This window comes from Arthrobacter sp. H5 (genome assembly GCF_000520595.1).
Lineage (GTDB): Bacteria > Actinomycetota > Actinomycetes > Actinomycetales > Micrococcaceae > Arthrobacter_D.
Window position 1 is genome coordinate 1 of sequence record NZ_AZSC01000331.1, and the last position, 13,111, is coordinate 13,111.

The 13,111-nt window shown below is 59.6% G+C and carries 12 protein-coding genes; 2 read left to right on the top strand and 10 right to left on the bottom strand.

What is annotated here, in order from left to right; all coding sequences use genetic code 11:
* Positions 1 to 244: 244 nt before the first annotated feature.
* On the bottom strand, positions 245 to 529 hold the full coding sequence (locus tag Y708_RS30240; RefSeq protein WP_028278478.1) for a hypothetical protein: 285 nt from the start codon (positions 527 to 529) through the stop codon (positions 245 to 247).
* 143 nt (positions 530 to 672) lie between these two features.
* Here Y708_RS30240 and Y708_RS0100810 point away from each other — a divergent pair, with 143 nt between their 5' ends.
* Entirely contained in the window at positions 673 to 1,371 is a 699-nt protein-coding gene (locus Y708_RS0100810) for a FadR/GntR family transcriptional regulator (RefSeq protein WP_028278479.1), read from the top strand.
* On the opposite strand, the gene Y708_RS0100815 is transcribed toward Y708_RS0100810, so the two are convergent.
* The 6 genes from Y708_RS0100815 to Y708_RS22020 all read right to left on the bottom strand — a co-directional run bounded on the left by Y708_RS0100815 (position 1,368) and on the right by Y708_RS22020 (position 8,240).
* Complete coding sequence (locus Y708_RS0100815) at positions 1,368 to 2,324, bottom strand: sugar kinase (protein ID WP_028278480.1); 957 nt, start codon at positions 2,322 to 2,324, stop codon at positions 1,368 to 1,370. The two genes, Y708_RS0100810 and Y708_RS0100815, sit on opposite strands and share 4 nt — an antisense overlap.
* Positions 2,324 to 4,477 carry an alpha-galactosidase gene (locus Y708_RS0100820; RefSeq protein WP_028278481.1) on the bottom strand — a complete coding sequence of 718 codons (2,154 nt, stop codon included), beginning with the start codon at positions 4,475 to 4,477 and terminating at the stop codon, positions 2,324 to 2,326. Before Y708_RS0100820 ends, Y708_RS0100815 begins: the two co-directional genes overlap by 1 nt.
* Positions 4,478 to 4,512: 35 nt before the next feature.
* Positions 4,513 to 5,178 (bottom strand): hypothetical protein, encoded by a 666-nt coding sequence (locus Y708_RS0100825; RefSeq protein WP_162150420.1) that lies wholly within the window; start codon positions 5,176 to 5,178, stop codon positions 4,513 to 4,515.
* A 169-nt stretch (positions 5,179 to 5,347) separates the two neighbouring features.
* Positions 5,348 to 6,370 carry a Gfo/Idh/MocA family protein gene (locus Y708_RS27230; RefSeq protein WP_051478375.1) on the bottom strand — a complete coding sequence of 341 codons (1,023 nt, stop codon included), beginning with the start codon at positions 6,368 to 6,370 and terminating at the stop codon, positions 5,348 to 5,350.
* Entirely contained in the window at positions 6,367 to 7,002 is a 636-nt protein-coding gene (locus Y708_RS22015; RefSeq protein WP_081746402.1) for a bifunctional 4-hydroxy-2-oxoglutarate aldolase/2-dehydro-3-deoxy-phosphogluconate aldolase, read from the bottom strand. The genes Y708_RS27230 and Y708_RS22015 overlap by 4 nt, the downstream gene beginning before the upstream one ends.
* On the bottom strand, positions 6,999 to 8,240 hold the full coding sequence (locus Y708_RS22020) for an enolase C-terminal domain-like protein (RefSeq protein WP_081746403.1): 1,242 nt from the start codon (positions 8,238 to 8,240) through the stop codon (positions 6,999 to 7,001). Before Y708_RS22020 ends, Y708_RS22015 begins: the two co-directional genes overlap by 4 nt.
* A 75-nt stretch (positions 8,241 to 8,315) precedes the next feature.
* Here Y708_RS22020 and Y708_RS0100845 point away from each other — a divergent pair, with 75 nt between their 5' ends.
* Positions 8,316 to 9,176: an SMP-30/gluconolactonase/LRE family protein gene (locus tag Y708_RS0100845; RefSeq protein ID WP_343212914.1), complete on the top strand. Its 861-nt coding sequence runs from the start codon at positions 8,316 to 8,318 to the stop codon at positions 9,174 to 9,176.
* Between the two features lie 991 nt (positions 9,177 to 10,167).
* Here the strand turns inward: Y708_RS0100845 and Y708_RS0100855 are convergent.
* From Y708_RS0100855 to Y708_RS0100865, 3 genes are all read right to left on the bottom strand, one after another.
* Positions 10,168 to 10,557: a DUF1622 domain-containing protein gene (locus Y708_RS0100855; protein ID WP_028278484.1), complete on the bottom strand. Its 390-nt coding sequence runs from the start codon at positions 10,555 to 10,557 to the stop codon at positions 10,168 to 10,170.
* A 127-nt stretch (positions 10,558 to 10,684) separates the two neighbouring features.
* Positions 10,685 to 11,359 (bottom strand): haloacid dehalogenase type II, encoded by a 675-nt coding sequence (locus tag Y708_RS0100860; RefSeq protein ID WP_028278485.1) that lies wholly within the window; start codon positions 11,357 to 11,359, stop codon positions 10,685 to 10,687.
* A gap of 4 nt (positions 11,360 to 11,363) precedes the next feature.
* The gene (locus Y708_RS0100865) at positions 11,364 to 12,185 is read right to left on the bottom strand and encodes an alpha/beta fold hydrolase (RefSeq protein ID WP_028278486.1); all 822 of its coding nucleotides are present in this window, start codon (positions 12,183 to 12,185) and stop codon (positions 11,364 to 11,366) included.
* Positions 12,186 to 13,111: the final 926 nt, after the last annotated feature.

Consider the following 13,111-nt stretch of genomic DNA (forward strand, 5'->3'; position numbering starts at 1 on the left):
TGAAACGGCTGGCAGAATCGTGCGCACCGGCCGCCGCTTCATCCTGCATCTGGCAGCCGCAGCCCCGGAAACACCAGCGATTCTTCAGGCCCTGGACCGCATCCGGGCCCTGCCGGCCCCCGGCTGAGACCGGACGGCTCAGTGTCCCGACGAAGCAGATCACAGCCTTTGGAACCAGTGGAAACCAGTCCCACCCGAGACCACTCGGGCAAAATGTCGTACCCGGATGCCATAATTCAGGACATCAGGCAGCCGGTAAGCCCTGACCCACAGGCGACCCCACCCAATGAAAGATCGAGGCTAGGGCAGCACGAATTGTCGCGAGCCAATCGCTGAATGCGAGCGATAGCTGGACAGGTGCCTGCTCGCGTGTGACGGCCATAATTTCAAACGTAGTCGGAGTTACATTCCGGACGTCGATGTCCCAGGGATGTTGGGAAATGTATTGCTTCCAAGATTCCCCAAATTCCCGGCGCTTCGATTCGGCATGGTCCAGCCGGGCGAAGGCGAAATCAAAGAGTTGCTGCATGGCCCAACAATAAAGGCTGGCAATGACAGCTTGCAACCTACCAGAAGTGGTGATGCGGGCTATTGAGCGATGTGAAAGCAAGGCCTGCGGTAGAGTAACCACATTGCGACTTCACACATAAGTGAATAACTAAGGAGGGACCAATGTCGATGGTGTCTCGTCGGACACTGACGGACCAAGTGAGCGAAGCCCTCCTGCAGTTCATCGCGGATGAAGACTTAACTCCAGGCGATGCCCTACCACCCGCGGGAGAGCTCGCGAGACGCTTCGATGTCAGCAATGTCGTCATTCGCGAAGCAGTCGCCAAGCTGGCGGGACTCGGCGTCCTCTCTCGGAGGCAAGGCCGGGAACCTATTATCTCGCTCCCTGGATCAGACGTGTTGGGCGAGATATTGTCCATTCATGCGCGACAGGAGCGAATTCTCCGTTCGGATTTCCTCGTGTGTCGCGCGGCCCTGGAGGTTGAATCCGCAGGTCTAGCCGCACAGCATGGATCGCCAGAGTCCCGGACCGCGGTTTTGAAACCACGGATGGATACTCTGCGCGATGCAGGGAATCGCGCTGCCACAATTGACGCAGACTTAGCGCTGCATCTGGCGGTCGCCGATCTCTCTAAAAATCGGGCGTTGAAAGTCATTCTCATGAGCATCATGGATGCTATTTCCGCCGAACTGACCGGCCGGGTGCAAGGTCAGGGCGCCTCTACACGCGAGGCGACACTTCGACATCACGAGGCCATCGTCGAAGCGATCATTTCGGGAGACGTGCCTACGGCCCGGCAGGCAATGATTGAGCATTTTGAAGTCGCTCTGCCGGGCTTTACTGGCACGATGACGGGCTAACGCGTAACCGAGTCTGTGTCCGCTTCTCGGGCGAGATCGCGGCGGGTCGGCAACGCCTGCCAGTCGCTGGAGGATGTGCAGGCGAGCGCACCTGCCCTGGCTCCGGTCCGCAGGCTAGCTTCAGGGCTTTCGTCTTTGAGTCTCTCGGCGAGATAGCCAGCCACGAATGCATCGCCCGCACCAACTGTGTCTTGCACCTCAACAGGCACGGCGGCCTGCTCGAACTTGAGACCGTCGATCCATGCGAAGGCACCGTCAGCCCCACGAGTGATCACGACCTCGTTGGGACCCAGCGCTGCAGCACGCTTCGCGAGGTCAGCCAACTCTCGAGCGCCTCCGAACAAGAGTTCCATCTCTGTTTCGCTAGCGAAGAGAATATCGACCTGTGGGAGCAGCTCCAGATATGCGGCGCGGGCGGACTCCATCGGCCAGAGTCGTTCTCGATAGTTCACGTCGAATGAGACGAGAACGTTGGAGCGTCGAGCGATCTCGACGGCACGCTGGATTGTGGCGGCCATGGTGGCCGAGAGAGCGAGCGATATGCCCGTGATGTGCAGAAGGCTTGCTTCGCAGATGAGTCGCTCATCATCCAGTTGCTCGGGAGTCATGGCACCGCCGGCGTTGCCCGATCTGTAATACCAGACGCGCGTGTCGTCTGTTGTTCGCGATTCTTTGACCATCAGTGAAGTCGGCCGCTTAAGATCGATGTCTGCGACAACGGTCACTCTCTCGGCGCTGAGTTCGCGAAGAATCAGCTCGCCGAGCGAGTCGTCACCGACCCGGCCAACCCAGGTCACATCGATCCCAAGTCGACGAAGCCCAATGGCGACATTGCTTTCCGAGCCCGCGATTCCCAGCACCGTGTCCGGGCCGTGGGCGAGTCTCGTGCCCGTCCGGCTTCCGAAAACGGCCATCGTTTCGCCGATGGTGACGACCCGTGGCGGGCGCGTCATCACAGTCTCCTCAGATGAAGCGCCCACGATGTCGTGGCTGATCCGTCAAGGACCAGCCCTTCTTGCATGAGGATCCGACCCGACCGGGTGAGCGCGCCGTCGACGGAGTACCGAGCGTTTTCATCGAGCCCTCGGAGCCGAATTCGCAATACGTTCTCGCCGTACGCGAACCTCTGTGCCACGACGAAGATGACGGCTTCGTTCGCTCCGGAGTCGACATAGGCCAGCCCCAACGATTCGGCCGACACCTCCAGCCGGTAGACCGATCCGTTGGCAATGATGGCCCGGGTTGCCTTGTACTTCTCGATGAGCTCCGTCGCCTGAGCGAGCTCTGCGGCTGTCCACCGGGTTAGATCGGCACTCACACCGAGCACACCGTTCATTGCGGTGTGGAATCGAGTGGCTAGCGACTCGGTCTGCTGCAGCCTGTCCGACGTAGAATTTCGTGCAGGTAAATCGGTCAGCCAATGAACAAGAACACTCGGCGGCAGGACCTGCGACGCAGCTTGGACGATCCGCGCACGATCGTGAGCGTCGGTGTCGTCACTCGGCCAGGTCAAGCTCATCGAGGACAAGATCCCAAGATCAGCTCGACCACCGCCACCGGAGCACGCCTGCCAGACAACGCCGGGGTGCCGCTCTCGGAGCTCGTTAAGCACCTGCGCAAGACCTTCAGCGTGCGTGGGACTCTCGCCAGTACGCTTACGGCCGAGCGGGATCGGGCGGTTCATGTCCCACACAACGTAGGAGCATCGTGATTCGGAGACCGCTCGAGACACGTGCTCGACGACCCAGGCTCGAGCCTCGGGTATTGCCAAGTCGATGACGAACTGATTGCGGTGGGTTTGCCAGAACCGACCTGGTTCCCCCCGAATCCATTCCGGGTGCTCTTGGTACACCCGGCTATCGGGCGTGCACATCTCCGGTTCAACCCAGATGCCAAACTCCATCCCGAGCTCAGCCAACGCGGACTGTAAGGGAGCGAGGCCATCGGGGAACTTCGCACTATCGGGGGTCCATCGGCCGAGTCCATGGAAGTCGTCGTCGCGTCCTTCGAACCAGCCGTCATCGATGACGAAGAGTTCTACCCCAAGCCCCGCGGCAAGGCGCGCTTGCTCGAGCAGCGACGCCTTATCCATGGCGAACTGCAAGGAGAACCAAGAGTTGTACATCACCGGAAGCGGACGGACCAGTGTGGGTACGTGGGAGTTCACGTACTTGTGCCATTGATGGCTGAGGCGCGTAAATCCCTCATTGGAGTAGACGCCGATGCTGATCGGGGTAGTGACCTTCTCTCCTGCATCGAGAACCTGACGCATCTCCTCGTCTGCGATACCAGAGACGATATGGACACCATTGTCATCACTGGCTTGAGTGGTGATTTGCCAGGACCCGCTGTAGGCCAAGGCGACCGACCAGACGTCTCCGCCGGTTTCGGATGCGTCGTCGTGCAGAGCGATCCATGGCGTTCCGCGGTGCCCGCTGGTCCCCGTACGGGTTCCCAGAGAGCGGCGCCCGTGAGTGACTAGTGAGTTCTCGAGCTGGAATTCCCCTTGTACATGACCGAAGAAGTTTCGGGCCCGGAAAGTCCGCCCTGCTGGCAACGGCCAGGAGGCGGAGCACAAGCGGTCGATCACCAGAGGGTGCGACCCAATGTTCCGGAGGGTTATCCAGCGTTCGATACCTGGTGCGGAGTGAGAGACCCGGTAGTGAAGGTCGAGCTCGACGGCCGCCTGGTCATCGGCGAGGGTGACACACAGTTCGAGTTGTTCGCCAAGCTCAGAAATCACGTGCTTGCGATAGCAAAAAAGGAGCCCAGTGGTAGTCGGGGATTGGATTGCGACCGTCGCCTCGTCATAGCGGAACCCGCCTTGTGCGACGATCTCTTCCATGAAGGCCCTTGGTGTCGATTCAAAGCCCCGCCATGCAGCGCCAGGCTGGCGCATCACTCGCGTGTCGGGTGTATTGAGCCACCAGTCGCGCTGCTCAGCAGCCAGGTCTGAGACATCGTCGACCTCGATGGAAGCGCCCCAGTACAGGTGTTTCAGATGGAAGCCCTTGGCGTCGACGGCGAAGGCATATGACGTGCCGCCAGTCTCGATCAGCCACGCTCGTGCTTGGTCAATGTAACGGATGGATGGCCCCGCGTTCATGCCGGTCTCCTTCGTATCGCAGCTCACTTCATAACTTATACTATAAGTATGCTTGCCACTAACGTCACCCGCCATGTCTGCGAGGACATCGGGGCGATTCTGAAGGAATCGTCAATTTCTGACGTAGCCACCAGACTGTCTCCGCGGTCGAATGCGGGCTCGATCGCGAGAACTCGTTCCCGCGAGAATTGTTGATTGTCCCAGAGGACAGCGAGGTTGCGAACTGCACCACCTTCCCATCGCATCCGGAGCGTATTTTGCCCGTTTACGATCATTGCCGATTGGGCAGCCGCGGGTTGGTCCAACCAGACTTTCAGGTGGCTTCCGGGCAGCAGCGCTTCGCCAGCTTGAAGCAATTCGCTCCATCTCCGAGTGCCCGAGCCGATGCCCGTCGCCGTCACATCCGGCTTCGAGAATTCCAGCCGCAGTTGGGTATTCGAGGTGGCTGCGAACTGCGGATGGGCCGCCCATTGGGCGGGCAGCGCGGTCGCAGTGGCATTAGTCAGCCAATAGTCAAAAACCAAGCGAGTGTCGTCGGCCCACACTTCGCGCGTGAGAGTAAGCGGCATCGAGCGGAGTGCGCAACTCAGGCGGATACCCTCGGGGTGGCGAGCCGGAAGATCGGTCCATTCGACAGCCCAGACTTCGCCGTGGTCCGGAATTGCCGTTCCATCTAGCTCACAGGCGTCAAGGGTGGGCATCATTTCGTCCCAGCCGTGAATTGTGCGGTCGGTAAAAGTGTCCCCATAGGTCGATTGTTCCCGCGGCACCGGTGGCGGCACGAGCCACTCATATCCTGTCGCCGTGCTTACTATCGAGACAATGCGGGCTCCATGGTCCGGTTCAATCGTAGCTATGAGGGACCTCGACTCAACCGATCGGGGTGTCACGAACTCCGCCGTCTCGGTACATCGCTGCTTGGACCAGCTCAAGGTTGCGGAGGCTCTCTCGCGGCGGGACCTGCAGCGAGCTTCCCGTTCGAACCGCCGAGACAAAGTCGGCGAAAGCGCCGTCGAATCCGGTTTCGAAAGGTACGTGACTGTAATCCTCCTGGATAGGGAGGTGCCCTGTTTGTTCCCAGGTCACGCGCGCAGAGGGGAGCAACTCTAGGATGATTCGCCCGCCTGTTCCGTGGAGAGTGGTGGAGAGCTCCCATCCGTCTGGCCATACCACCTCGCCCGCAGACGCGTCGGAGTAACCGACCGCGACGGTGGCCACGCCCCCGTTCTCGAATTGAGCCTGACCGACGGCCGTGTCCTCACCTCCGATTCGGGTCTCCCCGCGAGCTGCGAATGCCGAGATCGCCGAGATGGGCCCAAGGAGGCTCTCCAGCAGATAGACCAGGTGAGGGGATCCATCGACCCATGCCCCACCGCCAGTTGCTGACTCATCCAGCCGGAAGTCCCCTGCTGGAAGATCAAGCCACCCCGACGACACAGCCGAGGCCCGGGTCGGTCTGCCCAGCACTCCGTCGTGAACCAACGTGCCGGCCCGCATGCTCGCCGGGTGGAAGAGCAGGTTGTGACAGATTGCCAGCACAACACCCTTGTTGTCGGCGGCTTCGCAGAGCTTGGCTGCGTCGGCCACGTTCGTCGCCAGCGGCTTGTCCATGAAAACGTGCACTCCGGCCTGGAGTGCCTCGAAGGCTAGAGAGTAATGAAGATTGTGCGGGACGATGATGTCGACTGCATCCACTGCCCCGGTAGCCAAAACCTCCTGGAGTCCTTCGTATGCTGGCACCTGAAGGTTGTCGGCAAGTCGTCGGGAAACATCGATCCGAGGATCGGCGACAGCGACGATTTCGACTCCCGGCGTTCTCTGAATCATCGCCACGTGAGTAGCCGCGACCCTCCCGGCGCCAATGAGGGCAATGCGCGTAGGTTCTTCAATCACGATGGAGATCCGTCCAATTTCGTCACACCGTTGATTGTACGAATCGCCGCGGCGAGGTCCGCACCGTCGAGGGCTGTCAACGACGTACCGACTCCGACCGCTACGGCCCCCGACTGCAGATAACTTCTCGCGTTCTCGGCGCTTACTCCCCCAGTAGGCACGAGCGCGAGCTCGGGGAACGGCTGGAGCAGAGCTTTGATGTGGCCCACCCCCCCGGTCGAGGCGGGGAAGACCTTGATCGCACTGGCGCCAGCTCGCATTCCTGCGAGGCACTCAGTGGCGGTGTGTCCCCCGGCGATGAATGGGACTCCGTGAGCCACCGACATGGCGATGAGGCCGGGGTCGATATTGGGAGATAGGAGGAACTGTGCCCCCGAGCCAACTGCTCTGCGCAGTGACGCTTCGCTGGTGATGGTTCCGGCACCAAGCGTGAGGTGCGGGTAGGTACCACGTGCTACCGCGATCGTCCGAGCTGAGTCGGGATGCCCCATTGCCACCTCGATACACCGGAGCCCAGCGTCGTTAAGCGCACCGATGCGTTCCATCGCATCCTGGTGGCAGTATCCACGAAGGATACCTATTATCCGACCATCGACTACTGCAGCCGGAAGCGGAAGGCTAACGGGACTCATGCGGAAAGTTCCTGAGCAAGAAGGTCAGGCGGGGTTCTTCCGAATTGTTTGCGAACTGCGAGGTGTGCGTTGATAACCCCGGGCACCAGAGTCAGCCCAAGCCCGGGAGATCCCCCCAGCACGACGGTACCTCCATGCGCTCGGGGTTCACCGTCGAAGAACCGTTGATAGAAGTTGTATCCGGCCTCGACGCCGGGTTCTGGAAACACTTCGATCAGGGGACTGGAGTAGTGGCTGGCGATTAGGTGCGCATTATGTGCTTGATTGGAGTGAGGGATGACGGGTATGTCGTACGCTTCGGCGAGAGCCCATACCTTGGCGGCTTCGGTGATGCCGCCCATGCGGTTGACATCAGGCTGCAAGATGTCGACCGCGCCCGCTTCGATCATGTCGCGGAAGCCGGTCAATCCGAACTCGTGCTCACCGCCGGATATCGGCACTCCTACCCTGCTTCGGACATAGGCATAGCTCTGGAGGTTGTCGGGCAGCACCGGCTCCTCAATCCAGGCTAGACCGTATTCGTCCAGAGAATTGATCATGCGGATCGCGTAAGCGGTGTCCCAGCCCATGTATGCCTCCGCGGCGATATCGACGTCATCGCCTACCGCCTCACGAACAGTTCGCACCAGGTCCTGGTTGGCTCTCATTCCGGCGCGGCCTTCCGCTGGCCCGTACCCAAACCGCATTTTCACTGCGCTGAAGCCAGCGTTCCTGAGCGCGGTGGCCTCTCGGTGCAGGGACTCGAGATCCTCACGGGCGTAGAGCTCGCTCGCATAGGCCCGGATCGTTTGCTTCACCCGCCCACCCAGCAGGTTGTAAACGGGCTGCCCAATCAGTTTCGCCTTCAGATCCCACAATGCGATGTCGATTGCGCTGATCGCCTCCATGACAATTCCCTTGCGGCCAAGAGCAATCGTGTTGCGGTGCATTGTGTTCCATGTCCGCTCCGTCTCGAACGCGTCGCTGCCGACGACGAGGTCGGCCAGGTGGTGGGAGATCACACTGATCGCCACCGGTGACCCGACGCCAACCGTGCCCAGCCCGTATGTTCCGTCCTCAGCGTGGATGACGACCACCACGTTTGAGATAGGCTCGCCTCTCTCTGCACCAGGCTGGCGACGCTGAAGGCGCGGCTCTGTAGGCTCGTGCAACACATCTAGGGGCGTCGTACTCCACCACGAGCGTGAGGTCGAGACTGGTTCCCGCAGGCCGAGCACTTCGAGGGATGTGATCTTCATGCTTGCTCCTTACCTAGGTTCCCTACTTAGATACTTATAGTATAGGATATCAAGAGTGATCATAGGAATAAACCATTGACAATTCGTGCACACCAACTGACTGATAGCCTCTGCCGACATGGCGAAGGCCCAGTGTGGTCGGATGACTGGGATGGGTTGCGCTGGGTCGACATGCTCGACGGCGACATCATGCACCTCAATCCGGTTTCGCATGCCGTCAGTCGGCGGAATATCGGAGACGTCGCTGCGGCGATCAGGCCTCGAACTGGTGGTGGTCTCGTGGCTGCCGGAGAGCGAGATTTCCTACTTTTCTCATCCGTCGAGAGTGGCGCTGAAACGGTTCTCCCGGCTATCCCACATCTGCGGCTCCGTTTCAACGATGGTGGCTGCGATCCATCTGGAGCGTTCCTCTGTGGATCAATGGCCTACGACGAATCGCCCGGAGCCGGCTCCCTGCTCAGGCTTGAGCCTGACGGTCAGATCTCGACAGTATTGCCAGCCGTGTCCATTTCGAACGGGCTTGCTTTTGGTCCACTCAATGATTCCGCCTTCTACGTCGACACGAGTACGCGACAAATCGACCTTTTCGACTGGACATCGGAATCCGGCCTCCATGAGCGACGCCCCTTCGTGAAGATTGACAGCGAGCTCGGGGCCCCCGATGGCCTGTGTGTAGACGAGGAAGGCGGCGTATGGGTTGCTCTTTGGGATGGAAGCGCTGTCCATCGATATGACGCAAGAGGCGCCCTCGATGCTGTGATCGCCTTGCCCGCAACTCGCGTGACGGCGTGCACATTTGGTGGAGTTGATCTGAGGGAGCTCTACATCACGACTTCACGGTATGGCCTTGATGCGGGATCGCAGCCAAAGGCAGGGGCGCTATTCGTCGCCTTGCCCGGAATCAAAGGAATCCCGGTACTCCCTTTCGCGGGATGATCGGCAATTCATCGCATTTAGTGATGGGACAGTGCCAAGCGAACATTCGACGAGAGGCGACAGGTTTCACCGACACTCCACGGGAGGCATTTATAATCCGGAAACTGGCTGCGGGTGTGAATCCTGACGTCAGTTGCTTGCCAATCCTACTTCGGACCGAGTTGGAAGGGTGCGTCGAGCTGGGGGAGTAAGTGTTTCTGGGCGAGTTCGTCCAGTTCTTTCAGCTGTCGGGAGGCATCGTCCGGCATCAGCGATAGAAGGCGTTGAGATGTGCAATCATCCTCGCTGAGCAGGAGGTCCAGGGGTGATCCGGGATACACCAACCCCCCCCATGTGGTAAACCTCTGCACATAAAGCCAACGCCCAGCAAGCACGGTCTAGATCGGCGGAATCCGCCCTTTTCTGAGCCGCTATTCCGGCTTCTTCAATGACTTCCTGGATAGCTTCTCTGTGGTCAGGAAGTGCCGCAATTGATCGGATCACTTCATCGGGTATATAAATCGGATCACTTCATCGGGTATATAAGAGGGATCAATCAAGAACCGCATACGAAGATCGAAGGCCCCTCCCAGCGTCCCGCCGTTCGCCCCGGCACCCCCCCCAGGAAGCGGATAAACACGAATCTCTCCTGTGCGAGATCGGAAATCCTTCTGGAGGGGGCGTACGTTCGGAAAGCGGAGATCTAGGTATTGGCGCAGGGGCGACGCCTTGTCTTTGACGGCGTTCGTTAGGCCGCGATAGGTGTATTTGCTTGTCTACGTGTTGAGCGACGAACCTATACCGGCACCCTCCCAACCCGCACAAGCCAACGCCGATAACGTCCCGTTCCGTCAACCGGAACGTAGAGCCTGCCATGGATTCCCGGTTTGTTGCGTATGGGTGAACTCGCTCGTGGCACGCATAAGTACCGCGTGCATCATGTGCGGGATTGCACGGTACCGTCTCATTTAGGCATGGGTGGGGCCTGCCGGGTTGGGCGGAACGACCTGGGTCAGTGGAACGTCGTTGGCGGTGGGCTCTGTTTCATGGTGTGTTTATCGAAGCTGGACTTCTGCCAAGGCCATTTTCCTGTGATCTCTAGTTCAAGCGAGAAGCTAAGGAAAGTTCGGATGAGGATAATTAGTGCGAGGATACCTACGGAGTAAAAGGTTGGGGTTACTGCGACCGTGCGAATAATGTCTCCGGCGACGAGGAACTCAAGACCGAGCAAGATCGACCGTCCCAAACGCCGTCGGTAGGTGTCATAGATGTCGCGCTCTTTTCGTTTCATTAGCGCCGCTGCCGCGAGCAATGTCGCCACGAGCATGCCCGCGACAATAACAATGACTCCCGCAACCTCGATGCCGGTACCGATGACTTCTACGACTTTCTGCAAATCCACCTGTTCCATCCATCTCTACCGCTCAAAGGTGCAGAACGGTCAACGACTTGCTTCACGATTTTATTCACCATGCAGACATTGAGTATGCGGCTTCAACTTGTGATCCGGGCTGGCGTGCAACCTGATTTCAACGTGCGGCGAGCTTGTCTGCGAGAACTAAAAGATCCTCGGCTTCGATGTCCGGTGGCGTGAAGTAGGAGGGGTAAGAAGCACCCGCACGGTTGACCCACGCGGTTTGCAATCCGGCGACATTCGCACCGTGTATGTCCCATGGGTGCACGGCAACGAGCAATAGTTGGTTCACTGATTGGTTGAGCTCACGGGCCGCATAGTCGTACGCCTCGCGCGCTGGCTTCCACCGGGGAGCCTCCTGGACACTGAGGAACCGGGAGAACTTGTCCTGAACGCCGCCCCGTTCCAGGAGTGCTTCCGCCACCGAGGTGGCACCGTTGCTGAGGGTAATCAGCTGGGTGATACGGCTGAGCGCCTTAATCCCGGGCGCGGCATCCGGATGCAGTGGGAGATTCTTGAAGACGCCCATGATCGCTTCGATCTGCTTTTGGTAGTCCCCTGGTCCTAAAGTTTGGGCTAGGAGGCGGGAAAGACTGTCGGTGGCAAGATCAGTGAACGCAGGATTGTTTCCGGCGGCGGTGAGGGCGAACCCGTCGCGGAGTACTTCCGTAAACCACAGTCGGGCAAGGGAAGCAGGTGCCGATGCGCGGGTGAATGCCTCCGCAAGAGGGCCCATGTCGGAGAGGGTTTCATTGACGTCGAAAACGATGACGGATGGTGTAGCGGTCATTCGGTTAGTCCTTTCGGGCTTCGGTAAGAAGCGAGTTGATGGCGGCGGAGATGACCTGCGGGTGGTCCTCAGGAGTGAAATGCTTCCCTCCTGGTATCCGGATAAGGTCCGCTCCGAGATCAGCGGCGAGCCGCTCCCCGTACCTGATCTTCTGGAACGCGTCGGCTTCACCCCACACCACCCGTGCCGGTAGATTCAGGGCCGCCAACCGATCGGCGATGTCTAGGGTGTCCTGAACGTTGAGGGCGGAGACTTGGCGCATCATGCTTCGCGCTGCACCGTGGGCTACATACGGTCCCCAGTGCTCCGCGAGGGATTCCAGGGCGATATTCCGGTCATCATGGCCGCGGTGGATCAACTGGACGAACGTCGGGTACATCAGCAGCTGGTGCAAAACCGCCAACACCGGTGCCACCCGCTGCATCGCCTTCACACTGGGGATGGGCCACGAATCGTAGGACACAGAATTGGTTAGGACCAGCCCTGCGAAGCGTTCCGCTGCCCGCACGGCGGCGATCTGCGCAACTCCTCCGCCGAGATCGTGGCCAACCAATATCGGTGGTTCCTTCAGGTCAAGGGATTCAATCCACTCCAGCAGGTATTCAGCCTGGGCTGTCAGACCGAGGTCGAGGTCTTTCCCGTCGGGGATGCTCGATCCGTAGCCGGGCATTTCCCATGCCAGTGTTCTGCCGTCGACCAGCGGCATGACGTGGCGCCAGAGCCGCGGCGAGGTAGGGATGCCGTGCACAAGAACGATGGGACTGCCCGTACCGTGCTCCGCCCATCGGGCGCGCCTGCCGTTAACCATTGTCGATCGTGTTTCCACGCACTTCTCCAATCACCATTGCAGGGCGTCGCTCTTCGATGACGGCGACGGAATAGGCCCACCCTGCCAGCTTAACCAGAACGACTGAACTGCTCTGGTGATTTCGGACAGCGGATCTGATGGTTTTCTTTGTGCTCCCATGGCTGGTTGCTGGTAACTCTAACGGGGTTCGTTGGGTCGGCAACGAAGGGCGGAGTGCTCGCGGCGGCTGTTGTAGAACCCTTCGACGTAGCGGAAAATTTCCCGCTTTGCTTGTAATTTGGGCGCGTAAACGGTGAGGTAGACCCGCTCGTTCTGTAGTCCTGCGAAGAAGCTCTCCGGCAAAATGAAAGTCCTAGCACACCCCGGTGCGTCCCATCGAGGAACGCAGGCTAGGACGGTCATCAAGTTCCTAAAACCGGCATAGGTATAGATGGTTCTACGGTCCGAGTAGAAGATCGCCACCCGCCTCTACCCGGGTGGTCCAGCCGGCGTTGTTCAGGGCATCCGAGACCAGCTCGGTGCGCATGTGATCAGCGATGAATCAATCGAGGACGTTTCGATTAGTACCCGATCACCGTGGCCAGGTCGACGAAACCCTGCCACGTGTGAATATAGGTGATATCGCCGATCAACTTAGCTCTCCCGAGGTGGTTCGCGATTAGGTCCAATACCGTTCAGTTAAGTGTTTGAATCTGGATGTGTGGGTCGTGTCGCGGTTGCGGCCAATTGGTGTGGTGCGCGCGTTTCGCCGCCCATTTGAGGACCTTGCGTTTGACCACGCGCGGGTTTGACCGCTTTCGGCGGGCGGGATTGGGACGATTGGCCAGCCTGCGGATCGCTTGACGCCAGGCAGTCTCTGCCCGGTCAGGGTGTTGAGGGGGAAAAAGCGCCCTGCGCGGTTGATCGGCGGGCGATGCGGAGGGCCGCGATGAAGGAAACCCGGT

Coding starts and splice junctions, on each gene's coding strand:
- Y708_RS30240 (WP_028278478.1), bottom strand. CDS start 529: ATGCAGCAACTCTTTGATTTCGCCTTCGCCCGGCTGGACCATGCCGAA.
- Y708_RS0100810 (WP_028278479.1), top strand. CDS start 673: ATGTCGATGGTGTCTCGTCGGACACTGACGGACCAAGTGAGCGAAGCC.
- Y708_RS0100815 (WP_028278480.1), bottom strand. CDS start 2,324: ATGACGCGCCCGCCACGGGTCGTCACCATCGGCGAAACGATGGCCGTT.
- Y708_RS0100820 (WP_028278481.1), bottom strand. CDS start 4,477: ATGAACGCGGGGCCATCCATCCGTTACATTGACCAAGCACGAGCGTGG.
- Y708_RS0100825 (WP_162150420.1), bottom strand. CDS start 5,178: ATGCCCACCCTTGACGCCTGTGAGCTAGATGGAACGGCAATTCCGGAC.
- Y708_RS22015 (WP_081746402.1), bottom strand. CDS start 7,002: ATGAGTCCCGTTAGCCTTCCGCTTCCGGCTGCAGTAGTCGATGGTCGG.
- Y708_RS22020 (WP_081746403.1), bottom strand. CDS start 8,240: ATGAAGATCACATCCCTCGAAGTGCTCGGCCTGCGGGAACCAGTCTCG.
- Y708_RS0100860 (WP_028278485.1), bottom strand. CDS start 11,359: ATGACCGCTACACCATCCGTCATCGTTTTCGACGTCAATGAAACCCTC.